The 15,361-nt window shown below is 34.4% G+C and carries 22 protein-coding genes; 1 reads left to right on the top strand and 21 read right to left on the bottom strand.

The genetic code is table 11. The features are described from left to right. The first annotated feature begins 275 nt into the window (after positions 1-275). Positions 276-1,151, top strand: coding sequence for a Dna2/Cas4 domain-containing protein (locus ACJMLB_RS02690; protein WP_405323427.1), 876 nt, complete (start codon positions 276-278; stop codon positions 1,149-1,151). 54 nt (positions 1,152-1,205) lie between these two features. Here ACJMLB_RS02690 and ACJMLB_RS02685 read toward each other — a convergent pair whose 3' ends face one another. The 21 genes from ACJMLB_RS02685 to ACJMLB_RS02585 all read right to left on the bottom strand — a co-directional run bounded on the left by ACJMLB_RS02685 (position 1,206) and on the right by ACJMLB_RS02585 (position 15,160). Further along, a complete protein-coding gene (locus tag ACJMLB_RS02685) occupies positions 1,206-1,529 on the bottom strand; it encodes an AzlD domain-containing protein (protein ID WP_405323425.1) in 324 nt (107 codons plus the stop codon). Then, positions 1,526-2,212 (bottom strand): AzlC family ABC transporter permease, encoded by a 687-nt coding sequence (locus tag ACJMLB_RS02680; protein WP_405323446.1) that lies wholly within the window; start codon positions 2,210-2,212, stop codon positions 1,526-1,528. Before ACJMLB_RS02680 ends, ACJMLB_RS02685 begins: the two co-directional genes overlap by 4 nt. Positions 2,213-2,393: 181 nt before the next feature. Further along, positions 2,394-3,053 (bottom strand): DUF5612 domain-containing protein, encoded by a 660-nt coding sequence (locus ACJMLB_RS02675; protein ID WP_405323422.1) that lies wholly within the window; start codon positions 3,051-3,053, stop codon positions 2,394-2,396. A 157-nt stretch (positions 3,054-3,210) separates the two neighbouring features. Further along, complete coding sequence (ehbP, locus tag ACJMLB_RS02670) at positions 3,211-3,474, bottom strand: energy-converting hydrogenase B subunit EhbP (protein ID WP_405305623.1); 264 nt, start codon at positions 3,472-3,474, stop codon at positions 3,211-3,213. Positions 3,475-3,495: 21 nt separating this feature from the next. Beyond that, a complete protein-coding gene (locus ACJMLB_RS02665; protein ID WP_405323419.1) occupies positions 3,496-4,494 on the bottom strand; it encodes a respiratory chain complex I subunit 1 family protein in 999 nt (332 codons plus the stop codon). Between the two features lie 108 nt (positions 4,495-4,602). After that, complete coding sequence (locus tag ACJMLB_RS02660; RefSeq protein WP_405305621.1) at positions 4,603-5,778, bottom strand: nickel-dependent hydrogenase large subunit; 1,176 nt, start codon at positions 5,776-5,778, stop codon at positions 4,603-4,605. 50 nt (positions 5,779-5,828) lie between these two features. Continuing rightward, on the bottom strand, positions 5,829-6,275 hold the full coding sequence (locus ACJMLB_RS02655) for an NADH-quinone oxidoreductase subunit B family protein (RefSeq protein WP_405323416.1): 447 nt from the start codon (positions 6,273-6,275) through the stop codon (positions 5,829-5,831). After that, the gene (locus tag ACJMLB_RS02650) at positions 6,276-6,914 is read right to left on the bottom strand and encodes a 4Fe-4S binding protein (RefSeq protein WP_405305620.1); all 639 of its coding nucleotides are present in this window, start codon (positions 6,912-6,914) and stop codon (positions 6,276-6,278) included. It lies immediately after the preceding gene. Positions 6,915-6,927: 13 nt separating this feature from the next. Next, positions 6,928-8,376: a 4Fe-4S binding protein gene (locus ACJMLB_RS02645; protein ID WP_405323413.1), complete on the bottom strand. Its 1,449-nt coding sequence runs from the start codon at positions 8,374-8,376 to the stop codon at positions 6,928-6,930. A 46-nt stretch (positions 8,377-8,422) separates the two neighbouring features. Then, positions 8,423-8,698, bottom strand: a complete 276-nt coding sequence (locus ACJMLB_RS02640; RefSeq protein ID WP_405305618.1) for an energy-converting hydrogenase B subunit J — start codon at positions 8,696-8,698, stop codon at positions 8,423-8,425. Next, positions 8,695-9,207, bottom strand: a complete 513-nt coding sequence (locus ACJMLB_RS02635; protein ID WP_405305617.1) for an MnhB domain-containing protein — start codon at positions 9,205-9,207, stop codon at positions 8,695-8,697. Before ACJMLB_RS02635 ends, ACJMLB_RS02640 begins: the two co-directional genes overlap by 4 nt. Next, complete coding sequence (locus ACJMLB_RS02630) at positions 9,204-9,521, bottom strand: EhbH (protein WP_405323409.1); 318 nt, start codon at positions 9,519-9,521, stop codon at positions 9,204-9,206. The genes ACJMLB_RS02635 and ACJMLB_RS02630 overlap by 4 nt, the downstream gene beginning before the upstream one ends. Next, positions 9,514-9,849, bottom strand: coding sequence for an energy-converting hydrogenase B subunit G EhbG (locus ACJMLB_RS02625; RefSeq protein ID WP_405323407.1), 336 nt, complete (start codon positions 9,847-9,849; stop codon positions 9,514-9,516). Before ACJMLB_RS02625 ends, ACJMLB_RS02630 begins: the two co-directional genes overlap by 8 nt. Continuing rightward, a complete protein-coding gene (gene ehbF / locus ACJMLB_RS02620) occupies positions 9,849-11,330 on the bottom strand; it encodes an energy conserving hydrogenase EhbF (RefSeq protein WP_405323404.1) in 1,482 nt (493 codons plus the stop codon). Before ehbF ends, ACJMLB_RS02625 begins: the two co-directional genes overlap by 1 nt. Next, the gene (locus ACJMLB_RS02615) at positions 11,327-11,692 is read right to left on the bottom strand and encodes a cation:proton antiporter subunit C (protein WP_298536979.1); all 366 of its coding nucleotides are present in this window, start codon (positions 11,690-11,692) and stop codon (positions 11,327-11,329) included. Before ACJMLB_RS02615 ends, ehbF begins: the two co-directional genes overlap by 4 nt. Before the next feature lie 2 nt (positions 11,693-11,694). Then, the gene (locus ACJMLB_RS02610; RefSeq protein WP_394349909.1) at positions 11,695-11,928 is read right to left on the bottom strand and encodes a DUF4040 domain-containing protein; all 234 of its coding nucleotides are present in this window, start codon (positions 11,926-11,928) and stop codon (positions 11,695-11,697) included. Beyond that, positions 11,921-12,370: a cation:proton antiporter gene (locus ACJMLB_RS02605; protein WP_405323402.1), complete on the bottom strand. Its 450-nt coding sequence runs from the start codon at positions 12,368-12,370 to the stop codon at positions 11,921-11,923. Before ACJMLB_RS02605 ends, ACJMLB_RS02610 begins: the two co-directional genes overlap by 8 nt. After that, on the bottom strand, positions 12,371-12,631 hold the full coding sequence (locus ACJMLB_RS02600) for a monovalent cation/H+ antiporter complex subunit F (protein WP_405323401.1): 261 nt from the start codon (positions 12,629-12,631) through the stop codon (positions 12,371-12,373). A gap of 145 nt (positions 12,632-12,776) precedes the next feature. Continuing rightward, complete coding sequence (locus ACJMLB_RS02595) at positions 12,777-13,091, bottom strand: Na+/H+ antiporter subunit E (RefSeq protein ID WP_405305611.1); 315 nt, start codon at positions 13,089-13,091, stop codon at positions 12,777-12,779. A gap of 376 nt (positions 13,092-13,467) precedes the next feature. Continuing rightward, a complete protein-coding gene (locus ACJMLB_RS02590; protein WP_405323443.1) occupies positions 13,468-14,166 on the bottom strand; it encodes a metal-dependent hydrolase in 699 nt (232 codons plus the stop codon). Positions 14,167-14,410: 244 nt separating this feature from the next. Beyond that, positions 14,411-15,160, bottom strand: coding sequence for a succinylglutamate desuccinylase/aspartoacylase family protein (locus tag ACJMLB_RS02585; RefSeq protein ID WP_405323398.1), 750 nt, complete (start codon positions 15,158-15,160; stop codon positions 14,411-14,413). Between the last annotated feature and the right edge of the window lie 201 nt (positions 15,161-15,361).

The following is a 15,361-nucleotide window of genomic DNA, read 5'->3' as shown; positions in this document are numbered from 1 at the left end:
AAAAAATGAATTAAAATTAATAGTGTTCAATTAACAACCATCATTTTAATTAATCGTTTTTGTAATTAAAATGTATAAAAAATTACAACCTAAAATCAATTTTTCAACTTAATATAAAAATTAATTAAAAACACTCAAATTCTAATAAAAATCAAAAATTACAATTATTTCATAAAATAAACTATTTTTAACAAATTATAATCAAAAATAACTGCATATTATTTATTATATGAAAAACAAAGACTTATCCACAGAAATAATATGGAGTTAAAAATATGATAAGCGTATCTACAATCAAAAGTTATATGTTCTGTCCTTTGAAATTGTATTTCCAAAGCAATATTGACGAAGATGTGGAAGAGGATTATTTTATCTCAAAAACATTAAAGGATCTTAGAATAGACATACAAGACATTCTTCATAAAAACTTAAGACACATAAAGAAGGACATGAATGAGAATGAAATAGAAAAGAGACTTTCAATTGGAATAAGCAATCAAGTTAAAACTACATTTGAAATTATCGAAGAGATAAATGAGAAAGAAGATATAGATGAAAGCAACTTGAAAAAGGATGAAGAGATAGAATTCATTGATGAAGAAAAGAAAGAGAAAGAGAACGATAATCTAAATGAATTGAAAAGGGAACTAATCAATGAAATAAACCTAAATATCAAAATACTTTCTCTAAAAGTGTCCCAATCCATGAAAGTTCTTGATAAGGATGGAAGCGAAATCCAAAACCTGTTTTTTCCAACCAGCATGTATAACTATCTAATAAGAGATATCGGTTTAGATTTAATAGGAGTTATCGATAAAATCGAAGTAGAAAAGGGAAATTACTTCCCAATATCACTGAAATCATCAAATCCTCCAATAAATGGAGTCTGGGATGGTGATTTCATGGAAGCAATAGCCAATGCTCTCCTAATAGAACAGGAATTCAACACATATGTTACAGTGGCATACATTGATTACTTGAAAATAGCTGATAGAAGAGCTGTAATAATAGATACAGATGCAAGAAAAAGCTTTTTTAAAGTCTTGACCAGTGTGAACAAGATAGTTGAAAACGGTGAAATACCTACAGTTAAAACTGGATTGAAAAAGTGTGAAAACTGTGAATATAAAGAGCTATGTGACAATAGCTGAAAAATGGAATTAAATTAAAAAAGTAAAAAAAGAATTCTTTAAAAAATAAAAGAATTAAATTAAAACTGGGAAAAATGGCACAATTAAGTAAACTGCAATTAAAACAATCACAGTTAAAATAACAATAGCTCCAAGAGGTACCTTTTTCCATGCGAGTCCACCTGCAATTACCGCTCCAATTAGACCTATGTACCATAAGTTAGGGTCTACAGTCAAGACACCAGGACAAATAAGTGCAGCAAGTGCAGTGTATGGAATCAGATTCAAGAATTTCTCGAATTTTGGAGAGAAATTCAATCTTTCCATAAAGATTGCTGGAATTACCCTTGGGATGAAGGTAACAAGTGCACAAAGAATAATAAGCAAAGTAATATTCATTGTTGCACCTCCTTATTGCTACAAGTCTCATCACCTGTCTTATAGGCATCCCCTAAAACAGTATCATCATCAACTATATACATTCCAATGAGAGCACCTAAAAGAATAGCAATAATCAATGACCAAGTTCCAATGAAAAACTGCAATACAACATTTAAAATAGCGGTTATTACAACTAAAATAGCCAATTCCTTGCTTTCCTTAACTGCAGGAACCAATAATGCTACAAATAGAGCATATAAGGAAATATTGAAACTGTTAGCAACAATTATAGGAAGCACATTCAAGACTATAACACCAATGATTGCTCCAAAAATCCAAGAGAGCCATGCAATTCCTGCAAGACCTATATAAGTCCATATTGAAGACTCTTCCATTAGCATGAACATTGCAAAGGCTTCATCAACAGCAAGGTGTGACGAAGGGATTCTTACAGCAAGGGAAGCGTCATCAACCTTGTTGTAAATGCATGTGTTCATTACAAAATATCTGAAATTAAGCACAAATGAAGTCAAGACAATATTGAAAAGAGTTGCCCCTTGAGACAACATGGTCGCTATCATGATCTGTCCGGCACCTGCATAAATGAGTACAGACATTGAAACTGTCTCAAATGGAGTCAGCCCTGCCTTAATAGCTAAAGCGGCATATCCAATTCCCATTGGAATGTATCCAAATGTGATTGGAATACCTAACCTTAAACCATGTACAAACTTTTCCTTTCTAGTAATTCAAAACACATCCATAAAATAAAATATAATAATAAAATAAGAATTCCTGATAAAATATCAAAAATAAAAGTATAGAATAATATTAGTCAAATAGACTAATAAATCTTATGTTAAAGAAGAATAAGAAAAATAATTAGAACTTATTATTGTTTGCTAATCTTTTTACATCAAATACTGCAGTGCTTGCAACTGCCATAACAGCCATTACGCCAGCCTGAATCGGATCTGTAACAATCAAATCAGCTTCATCTGTTACGCTTCCAGGCATATTCAAAGTGATGACAATCAAGTCCTCATGCTTTTCCTTTAACTTTCTTACAGTTTCAGTGATCTTACCGCCCATCAGGGACCCTGCAAGAACAAGCACACCAACACGAGGCAATCTGTTTACTGCATCAACTGCTTCTGCAATATTCTCTTCGCCAACTAAAGGAATAGTATCCACACTTATACGCTCTCCACGTATATTATGCCTATCTGCTTCTGTAATAGCACCAACTGCAACTTGAGATACTTGAGCTCCCCCACCGAAAATAAGAACCCTTTTACCGAAGATGTCATTTAAGGAACCATGAATTTCAATGTCTAAAATAAAGTCCTTAGACTCTAAGTCTTCGATTAATTCATCGAGTTTCTCAACATGATCAAGCTCAAGATTCAATGTTCCGACATCATCATTTACGTATAGATGAACATAGGAAATATTGATTCCATGACTTGAAAGAATGTCGGTTATCTCATCAAGAACTCCTTTCTCTTCTTTAGTTGTAATTGTTAAAGAAATACTATTCATAATATTACCTAATAATACTTAAAATATTCAATTATTTAAAGATTATCTTAAAATCAAAATAAAAATCAAAAATATAAAATGCTAAAAAAGATTAATTGAAGATAAAAATTTTTTTAAAGATTTCTATTTATGAGGAAAATATGAAGTTTATCCCCAATTAATCCAATTTAGCCTTTAACGCATCTAATTCAGCATGCGCTTTCTTATATAAGTTTAAATAACTGTCATGTTCGCTGACAGGAATGACCTTAAGACCTAACTTTTCATACTCTTCAATATAAGATCCATCAAATACTGGAATCTCAAACTTAATCTCTTCAGCGGTTTCATTGACAATAATCAAATCCCTGTATGGGAAATCATATTCCACAATGTATCCTCCAAGACTCATGATATGATAAGGTCTGATTACAAATTTCATATAAAATCACCACGTTAAAATTTAGAATAATGCAATGACCATAGCCAATACTCCGAGTGCAGAAGTCACCAATATTGTAGGATATAATTGCCTGTTGGTGAATATTGGGGAGAATGCACTGACAATTGCCATAATGACCGGAAGCAAGACAGATACAATAATGCATACAATGAATTTAAGTGAGAACAGTTCTGGTGCAACACCTAAGAACAGTACACAGTACATTAAACCTAAAGTGAATATCAGGAATCCTCTGGTTATGTATACAAAGCTACGGTATTTTGAAGCAAGTTCCATATATGGCCCTTCAATTACATCAGATTTAGCCTTGATGTAGGAGAATGGATATTCATTCAATAGAATCATGTATCCAATAAAGAACACTACAGTTCCGATAATACCTGCTAAAGTGAATAGGAACGGACCGTTAGCTTGCTGATAAGCTACAATATCCGCCAAGTAAATGCTTTTGGATAATGCTGCAGGTATGAATAAAGCCAAATACAATGGGAATGAACCAAAGATAATCATCCTGAGTGATCTGTTTGAACTGATGTCTTCAATGGATGATACAAGCAATCCTTGTCTTTCAGCACCTTTTACATGGTCTGGGAACCTTAAGTTAATACTCATTACTGATTTGGATAAGGAACCCATCAAAACATAAGCGATTTCTTCAACTTTTAAGAATCCAACAATAGCTATTAAGCTAGCAAAAGCCATGAACTGATAATTCTCTGGCATCAATGCCAAGAATAATGCTAATACTGCAATGAAACAAAGAATAGGCATTGCCTTATATAATCCTGGTGCTGGAGAGTTAGGTTTTATGTTCTCCTTGAACAGGAACTTTATTGATGCCCATAGCCCAGGACTTGTAACTGGAGGCCCGATTCTTTGTTGAATCCTTGCTTGAACATATTTCCTTTCAATTCCAGGAATCAAAACACCTATGAACAAAGCTATGATAAGTGTTAGGATAACCTCTAAAATTGAAATAAGTGATATTTCATAAGCCATTTCTCTTTCCTCATAATAATTTTTAATTAACCGTTAAACGTAAATTTGAATAATTTAATTTTTAATGAATATTGGATTTCAATTTTTTGACCCAATTATAATTAGATTTTAATGAATATTGGATTTCAAAATTGATTTATCCAACTTGTTATTATTTGTATCATAAACCTCTATTGCCCTATCGGAACATGTAAAGCATGGATCGCACTGTACAATACATAACTGGCCATCAGTGATATGATTGTCAATGCATGCGTATTGCATAGCTCCAATATTACTCATGGAAGGAGTCCTAATGATAGAATGACGCACTCTTCCATCCTCAATTGCATAGGAGTGATACAATGTTCCCCTTGGAACTTCAATATAGCTTTCAATCAAGCCGGTATCCACCATTTCCCAAGACCTGTCAGTGATCTTTCCTTCAGGCAAGTCCCTAATGGCTTGGCGAATTATCTTGATTGCTTCAAATATTTCAAAGACTCTCATAAGAAGCTGAGCTTTAACATCACAGGTATCTTGAGTGATAATGTCATAATCGAAGTTATCATACTCATACATGTCTGTTCTCAAGTCCCTTTTCACACCGGTAGCACGTAATGTAGGGCCAGATACAGCTAACTTAAGAGCCTGTTCCTGCGGAATGTAACCAGTGCCAGTAATCCTTGACAGTACAATTGAATCATGAACGAATCTGTCTGCAAAGTCTGCAACGTTCTTTTCCACCAAGTCCATTCCATCCAATATCCTACGGATTCTATTGTCATCCAATTCACATCTTGGCCTTACACCACCGATGATGGAACATCCGTATTGGACACGGTTTCCTCCAATCATTCCCAAAAGGTCCATAATGGTTTCCCTAATGAAGAAAACTCTCATGGAGAATGTTTCATGAGCCAAGGTTTCGCAACCGTGACCTAAGTACAATAAGTGACTGTGCAATCTTTCAAGCTCTCCAACGATTACACGAATATAAACAGCTCTATCAGGCACTTCAACTCCAAGACCTTTCTCAGCAGTTCTTACAGAGTTCCATGTATGTGCATTTGAACAGATACCACAAATCTTTTCTGTAAGCATATTTGCCTTTTCCACTGGAAGACCTTCCATAATACGCTCAATACCTCTGTGGTTTACACCAATTGTGATTTCCGCATCCTTAATGATCTCATCTTCTACGAAAAATCTAACCCTATAAGGTTCTAAAGCAGCAGGGTGAACTGTACCCATTTGAATCTCAGTTTCTATGATTTCCTGCTTTTTAGCTTTCTTTTCTTCCATTTCATCATCCCTTTAATGAATAAATAAAAATAATCTCTTAAATCCACCTATTAATCCGCATTCAATAAATGCGGCAAAGATGCAACTACTCCTGCCAATACATCTTGAGGCCTTACAGCACATCCTGGAATCTTAGCATCCACAGGAATCACATTTTCAACAGGCCCTTCGATTTCCTCTGAAGGAATGTCTCCATGACAATTCTTATAGACACCACCCATCACTGCACATGCGCCTGCTGCAACAACAAGCTTTGGATTTGGAATGGCATTATAGATATCCTCCAATGGCTTTCTATTGTCATGAGTGACCGGTCCTGTAACCACAAGAATGTCAGCTTCACGAGGGTTCCATGTTAAAAAGACACCATATTGCTCTATATCAAATTTAGGAGATAAAACTGCATTTACAATTTCAATATCACAGCCATTGCATCCACCAGTATAAACCAACATAATATGGATTGCTTTTGACCTTGAAAGTGTTTTAAGACTCATCTATTCACCTCCCTCATCATCTGAATCCTCTTCATTCAATTCAGCACTTCGTTGAACATCTTTCTCATACTTTTCATTAATGTTATCTTGAATGTCCTTTATCTTGGATACCTTCTCAAGAGCTACACCGACATTTTCAATTTTTTCATCCTCTTGAACAATATTTTCAGACAATAATGACTTGTCGGATAAGTATTGTGCAATAAATGCAATCTTGTCATGGGATATCTTGATAGGTTCCTCTAACAATTCGCTTGTGTCAACATTGATTTCACCGACATTACCAGGGTGAATGGTTCCTGCCTCTTCAAAGAATGAATAGATTGGACAGAAATCATGACACCAATAGCAAACTACACATTTTAAAGGGTCAAGTTCTGGAACTTCAGTCTTTACCCATCCTTCCTTAAGCTTTACAGGGTTTTGCAGAGGTTTCATTGTAACTGCACCGGTTGGACAGACATTTGCACAACCTCCGCAACCGATACATGCTTCCTCATCCACCTTCTTGTCAGGCTCAACTGTTCCTGTCAAGATGGCATTGCGGAGTTCCATGTCAGTCACTCTGTCTGCAGCAAAGAGAATTCTTTTGAAATTAGTGTAAGCTCCATTAAGCATAATCTTCAATACATCTTTCATAATTACCAAACTCCTAATTCACCCTTTCAAACTCTCTTTCGAAAATAAATGACTTAGATGGGCAGATATTCATACATGCTCCACAGTAAATACATTTATCGTCATCGACAACGAATTTAAGATTCTTGTTCTTTGTTCCGAGATTTACTTCATCACTTGGAATTTCAACTGTATAAATCGCTTCCTCTGGACATATGTCCTTACATAATCCGCATTTTACACATAAGTTTTCATCAATGTAATTGAATCCTCCAGAGATTTCATACTTGACGCTTGTTGTTTTTGGAATTGCATCCTTAGGACAGTGAATTGCACAGGTTTCACACATGATACATTTATCCAAGTCAACATTGATTGCTCCTCTTTGAAGGGTTATTGCATCCTCTGGGCAAAGTTCAGCACATATACCGCATGAAATGCAGTCATCATTGACTTCTCCATCCCAAGAGATTACTTGGAAGCTTCTTGCCTCTTCCTTACATTCATTAACACATTTTCCACAGGATACGCAGTATCCAAAGAGCTTATTGTCTTCACTTTCTGTCAATGATGAAACCGGACAGTTGTAAATCGCTTCAAGACGTTTAGCCTTATTCTCTTCAGTATCCTCATCAAGTGAAGGGTCATATCTCAAGGCATTTTCATCCCTAATGAGTGCTGGGCTATCAAATGTCTCTTTACATAATCCGCAATTAAGACAACTTACAATGCTTCCTTCAGCATTTGAATACAGGGTGTCATCCTTAATGCTTCTTTTTATCTTAAAGTCATCAACACATAATGCATCATTGATACAGTTTTCAACACATGCCAAGCACAAGGTACAAATGCTCTTATCATACTCGCCGTCTTTCAAGGCACCTGTAGGACAGACATCTTCACATACCTTGCATCCTACACAGTATCCTTCATCCTGTATAATGACTTCAATTGATCTGGTAGGACAGTAGTATGCACATCTTCCACATTTCACACATTTCTCGCTATCGGTGCTGATGCAAATCCTGTCTGCTGTTTTATCGGATTTTACAGGAAGTTTCATGCTCTCTATCTTCTTGACTCCTGCACCGAATCCGACAGTGTTTGCAACCATTTTCAATGAATTAAGCAAGACCTTCTGCTTGTCTAGAACAAGGTTATCAGTATCCACTCTTGCCTTTTTAGTACAGACATCTTCACAAACACCACAACGTGAACAGATACCTTTAACTATTCCATCATCAAGATGTATGCTTTCTATAGGGCAAGTGAATTCACAAACTCCACAACCATTACATTTTGCCCTATCTACAACATATCCTCCGTATTTGTTCTTGAATATAGCATGATTTGGACAAGCTTCGAAACAAGCACCACAACACATACAGCTAAAAGCCTTATTATCTACAAAGCGTATTGCTTCACTTGGACAATTTCTTATACAATCTCCTTGTCCATCACACTTATTAGTTGTTAAATACATGATTCTTCTCCTTAATAATAAGTAAGACCATTAATAATCCCAATACCTAATGATCTCCTTTCGCTCGTCCTCCTAATAATGCACTGCCTATCAATACGCCAATGACCGCTCCCAAAAAGGTGGTAGCAATTGGCAAATCATTATAAACAGGGAATTGTCCTAATCCATAAGACATTATCAGAACACCAATTATAAGGGCTAAAATTCCACTTGCTGTAAACTTAAAGCTATTGTCCAGATTCAAGTGAACCCTTGAACCTACAATGAATCCGAATATGATTGCAATGATAACCGGTCCGATTACAATATTAGCGATACTCATTCCTCTTCCTCCGCTAATTTCTTAAATTGTGAAAATGCAATTACCACTGCACTTAAACCTACAAGAACCTTGAGTCCAACTGCAATGTTCAAGTAAGGCACGATTCCTGCATGGGTCAAATCAGGATATGAGAATAATGTTGCAATAGCTTGAGGAACTTGTCCATAAAGGTTTCCACCTACATTATAAAGGTAGGAGCCTGTCAATGCAAGCCCTGCCAAACCAATCAATACATAAGCCAATGCACCGATTGATTCTAAAGTGGAAATGAACCTGTGAGACAATTTCAATGGAGTTCCATCAACACCATAAACAATAACACAGAATATGATTGCCCCTGCAATCATAGCTCCACCTTGGAAACCTCCACCAGGAGTGATATGTCCTCCTAAAATGGTCATGATACCTAAAGCGATAATCACAATAGCTATTGGAAGAGCCATAATCTTCAATATCGGGCTGCTGTCATTCTTATTCCAATTTGGAGATTTTTTTCCTTCAGCCATCATTCATCATCCCCTTCATTCATATCAGCATTTATGTTCTTGTCTAAAATCTTTCCTTTACCGAATACAAGCAATACAACAAGCACTGCAGTCACTAGAATCAATGATTCCCCTAAAGTATCAAAAGCTCTCCAATCGAATACAACCAAAGTAACCATGTTTGGAGCAAGCTGTGTTCCAATGGCATTGTAAACCAAACTGATTCCCGGTTGAATCAAGCTTTTGAATCCATAGATTGCATCGAATAATGTAGATGCAAAAATAATTGCTGCCAATGCCATGATTAAAGATCTGAGACTAGTAATTTTATCAGACATATTTTAACCCCCAATAAATTACTGCAACTAAAATTCCAAGAGCTACAACAACATAGAATGTCATTTTTTCCAAGGAATCTGATTGCTCGGATTTTATCTTTCCTGCAAGAGGCATATTTGTAAAGAATAAAATTGCAACTAAAAGCACTACAACAATTGAAGCAACTACACTGACATGCCTTAGGAATAATGCTGCAAGAATCAATGAAACGAATATTAGGAATTCAGCAGCTATTGCTCCTGAAACATTATCCATAGTTGTAGGGTCTTTAGATAAACTTGACTTAAGTCCTTTAATTGAATCAAGGAATTTTTGATATAAAGCCATTAGATCAATCCTCCTGCAAATGGAATGAATACATCAGTTACTATATTTGGGAAAATACCTAAAGCCAAACAGATTATAAGCAATACAGCTACAGAGAATACAGTAGCCTTTGGAATCTTGTCATGCGCAAACTTCAAGTCTTTTGGCTTAGGCTGCAAGTATACTGTATGGAACGCTTTAACGAATGTGAAGAATATTACAACACTTACGATGATAGCAAGAACTGCAAGTTCAGTGTATCCTGCATCCAATGCAGCTTGCACAAGCATCAATTTACTTTGGAATCCATTGAATGGTGGAACACCTGCTAAAGCGAATCCTCCAAGCAATACCATTATTGCCATTTTTGAATCAACTGCAATCAATCCACCTAACTTTCTTGTATCGGATGTTTTTGTGAGGTAGTATACAGTACCGAATCCGATAAAGAGCAATGCAGTTATGACAATTTCATTTGCTGCCTGGAACAATGCCGCTGCAATTGAATATTGTGTTCCTATACCAAAACCTAATGCAATGAAACCAAGTTCCCCTACAGCAAGGAATGCTATCATTCTTCTAAAGTCTACCTCCATTGCAGACATTGCAATGCTTAAAGCCATTGCAAGAATAGCAAATACGATTATTGCTGTGTTGAAGTAAGGGATATATGCAAATATCTTGTACATTGCAATACCGAATGCAAGCATGCACAATACGGAAAATCCTTGTAATATTGCAGATCCGTTAGGTCTTGCTTTTGAGTAAACAGCTGATTTGATAGTGTGGAATGGAGGCAATCCTGCTGAATATAACCATCCGAACAATATCAAGGCAAAACCAATCACTAAGCTTGGAGCATAAGGGTTTACATAGTTGTTGCTTATTGCAAAGATAATATCGTTGATGTTTACTGAACCGATTGTTCCAAGAATGAATCCAATACCTAACAATAGCATTGGTCCGCCTATTGCACCTAAAATCAAGTATTTCAAAGCGATTTCATAATTGTCTTCAGTGCTTGAAGCTATAATGATACCAACTTGGGTTAAAGCTGTAATTTCAAAGAAAACATACATATTGAAAATATCGTTGGATAACATCAATGCAGTTACAGATGCTATACCCATAAAGATAAGGTATAAGTAAGGGCCAGACACTTCCTTTTTCTCAGAGAAGTATGTCAATACTGCCAAGAATGCAACGATGCCCATTAGGAATATGAATATCCTTTCAATATTTTCAAAGACATAGACAATACCAGTATTGTAGCTTGCTACAAGAGTGCCAACCAAGTTTGATGGAAGTGAACTTGCAAGAAGCGCTGGGTCGTGACCACCGAAGTATTGGATGCCGACTGCCGCAATAATTGCAATTACAGGAATTGCAATAGCCACTACAATTGAAATGGCTTTAACTGTTTTGTCCTTTCCGCCAAATATGTTAACGATTAAAGCAGCTAATATTGGAATGACAACCATTAAAGGAATCAGGTAATTCATTTTTCATCCCCCATCATTTCAGATACGCTTAAGGTTCCATGCTTTCTGTATAAAACCATAGCCAAAGCCAACATCACTGCTAAAGTACTTGCACCAATTACAATACTTGTAAGAACTAATGCTTGAGGCAAAGGATATGCTGCATTTGCTGCAAACCAGTCAGCAGTCATGCCAGGCAAGAAGATAGGCACGACTCCACCTGCTTTAAATCCTAAGCAAATCAGGAATAGGTTTACACCTTCCTCAATAAAAGCAATACCAATGATTTTCTTAATTAGATTATCAATGAAAATTGCTGCAAATAGTCCAATAATTATAAATGCACCAGAAGCGAATAAAGAAGCCAATTGAATATCCATCATAACTATGCCTCCTCCCTTCTAGTTTTTAAAACAGCCAATGCGATAAATACCGGTACAATAGCCCCCTCTACAATAGCTTGGGTTAAAGCTACATCTGGAGCAAGCAAGATCTGGAATAAGAACGCTACACAAAAACCAGAGATACCAGTTAAAATAGCTGCCTTAAGCAAGTCATTTTGTAAAAGTGCGATAATAGCGCTTAAAACTGCAACAAAAATCACTATATATTCAATCATTGCCATCATCCTCACTTTTTTCATCTAAATTTTCATCAATACTTGAATCATCACTTAAATCCAAATTATCTTCAAGAAGCACTTCATCAATTAAATCAATTTCATCTTCTTCCCTTTCAGAAGTTTCTTCAAGGTTTGGATTAAGTACTGGATTATTAAGAGTATCTTCACTATGGAAATAAGCATTAGCTAATGCATGAGCCAATAATGGCGCTAGGAATAAATAAATTAGGGCAAATAAAGGCTGACCTAAAGCAAGGAATGCTATTATTCCTGCAACGTCAACAATACCTAAAATATGAATTCTAGCGTAGACTACATTATCTAAGTTTCTATCAATTCTTAAAACACCTACTACTGCAATCAATATCAGAAGTGCAGAAATGACAAGCAGGATTGATTGAATCATATTGATTATTCCTGGATCAATTCCAAACATCATTTAAGCCCTCCTCATAACTGCTGCATAAGCTATTGTTCCAACAATACCCAATAGAAGCAATGCTAGAGCAATATCCTTGAAAAATCCGATATTATGTATTGTACCGACTGTTATAAGTAGCAAAGTAAGTGCTAAAGTGAATGAAGAAGTACCTATAAGTCCCATAGATATAGATTTATATGTAATAATCCTCAATGTTGCAATTAGAAATACAATCAATGCAACTATTAAAAAACACTCAGAAATCAATAAAATATCCATTATCATCACATTCTATGATTATAAATTTACACAATAAACATAAATTTGAAAATTAAATCGCTTATTTTTATCATTTTTATCATTTTAAAAATCATAATCAATCATTAAAATGAATTTAAAATGAATTTAAAATGATTTTTAGAAATTATTCTAGCATTCCCTTGATATAAGGTTCAAATGGAATGATATCCTTTACATCCCTCGGAGCAATAACTGCTACCTTTATGACTTGATTTTCACTATCCAAGTCTACAGACAAGGTTCCAGGAGTCAAGGTAATACTGTTGGCCAAAATTGTTTGGGATATTGGTCTTTTAAGTTCAGTATCAATATCAATCACAATAGGCTCAAAGCCATCCACCTTAAAGACTCTTAAAGCCATATCTATTGTAGATTTGATAATCTCTAAAATAAGAACCACTAAATAAGCAATCGCATAATAAATTCTACTTAAAAACATTAAAATAACCCCATAATGTTTTAAATTATATTAATATTTACAATAAGTCAAAAATTTGCATAAAATGAGTTAAAATTTTTTAACCAATCATAACAAATCATGATAAATTATCATAAATATTCATGACACTTTTATGACAAAATCCTGCGCAGAAAAATATGCAATAAAAGCACCATATAAATTATATATAATGATAGTAAAAAAATTAATTTTTTTATTATATTATAAATACTATTATTTATCATGATTATTTATTATAAATCTTTTTATAATTTTCATGAAAATTCATTGATAAACTGCCATAGTAATACTAAGTATAAAAAAAATATTAAAAAATAAGCGAAAATCAGTGAGAAATTTATTGAAAAGGAAGAGATTAAAGAGATAAAAAATTAAGGTAAAACAATAGCTTGTTAGGAAACAATAAAATAAACATCCCTATTAAAATCAAAAACAGTGAAACACCGAATTTCTTATGGTATTCCTTGTCTCTAAATGGGCTGAATGCCTTTACTCCAGAGGGAGTGAAAGAGTCCAATACAATATGACTGCATAAGCCAAAGAATATTGAAAATGCAAGCAATGTCAAATTTATCTTTAATGGAGGAATTAATCCCAAATTAACCGCTACCACCAAAACCGCAATTGCCACTAAAAATACAGGAGACAATCTTTTATTAAGAAACAACAATGCCAATGCAATTATCAATATCAATAATATCATAATGTTTCTTGAATTGTTGAAATCAAGGTTATAGGAATACAATCCAATTCCAAAGAACAAAAATAATGACAGGAAAACGGTTATTAGAAATGCTCCTAAAATAGAATGGGTAAATCCTCTATGACTTGAAACCAGGAATATGGTTCCAAGAAAAATAATCACTAGACCCAAATAGTAAGGCAAACCCAGGAAATACAGAAATAATGAAATCAATGCTCCAAGAGCTATGATTGAAAGAACATGATTCCTTTTGAACTCATGGTCAAAGTCTGGAATATTTGCTGAGATTACCGCTAATGCAATAGCCAAAGGGTCATAAAACATGAATAGAGAAAGAATAAATGCAAATATCGTATGGCCTTTATAAGAGGAAATACTAACACATCCTATTTTATTAACATACTCTATAACACTCCATGCAAGTATGTTTATTAAATATTAGATTTTAAGCTAATATAAACTAAATGAGAGCATTTGAGAAGTAATAATGATAAATAGTTTACGATTAAAAAAAATAGGATAAAAAAAATAATTAAAATAAGAAAAATAGGAATGGAAACATCCATTAAAATTATGAAAAATAAAAATTACAGAATTACTCAATTATATCAAAGTATTCTAAAAATGCTTTCATCTGCAAATAGGACCTTTTGCAGATTTTTTCATTTGAATAGCCAATAGCAGATAAAACCTCACAGGTTACTGCAGGAATCTGAATCAGATTCGCCTCATCTTCAAGAGCCCCCTTAAATGGAACACCCGCACTTGGGTATAAGATCTTTTCAGAGCCTACCTTTTCGGAAATATGCTCTGCTATGAAATAGCTTTTAGAGCAAGGGACTTTAGTGCAAAAGATTCCCTCTTTTCCAGGATTGGAATTAGGTGCAGATGAATGGAAATCACCTATAGCCGAAACGTCCAAATCCTTAGCCTTTTTTAGAATAGTGTTTGTTACTGTATGAGGCAAATGGGCAGACCTATTTAAGTCAACTCCATCAAGATACCTTGAATTTTCCATAGTGCTCTTTGGAGATACAAAGGGTATGGCATAAACAGTGCCATTTAACTTTCCATTTAAATCCAAATCACAAATATGCTCAATTAGGTTCAAAGCAGCGATTTGCGGTGCCAATTCATTTCCATGAACTCCTGCAACAAGCATGACTTTAGTGGATCCATCTCCAATCTTAAGCATAGGAGTTCCCTTAATGGCTTGATTAATGATAAATTTAGAATTGTCTGACAGATTGATGCAGTTGAATATATTCTTATTAGCAGATATGAATCCTCCGCTTCCAGAAGAAATAATCTCCAATTCTAAATTGTTTTTATTTAAATCATTCATCAAATCGCCTTAAATTGCCTTAAAAAATAAGTTTCTTATTTTCGAAAAAATAAGTATTTTAAATCAATAATTTATTTATTTTTTATTTTATTTAAACTTAAAAACTATATATAATAAAAAACAAAAGTTAAAGTATAATTTAAACTTAAATTATAATGAATTGCATATTAATTATGAAATTTAAAAATAAATTTAATTTAA

Source organism: Methanobrevibacter sp., assembly GCF_045114555.1.
Taxonomy (GTDB): domain Archaea; phylum Methanobacteriota; class Methanobacteria; order Methanobacteriales; family Methanobacteriaceae; genus Methanobrevibacter.
Note: the sequence above shows the minus strand (reverse complement) of the source record. Positions and strands in the feature narration are given on the sequence as shown.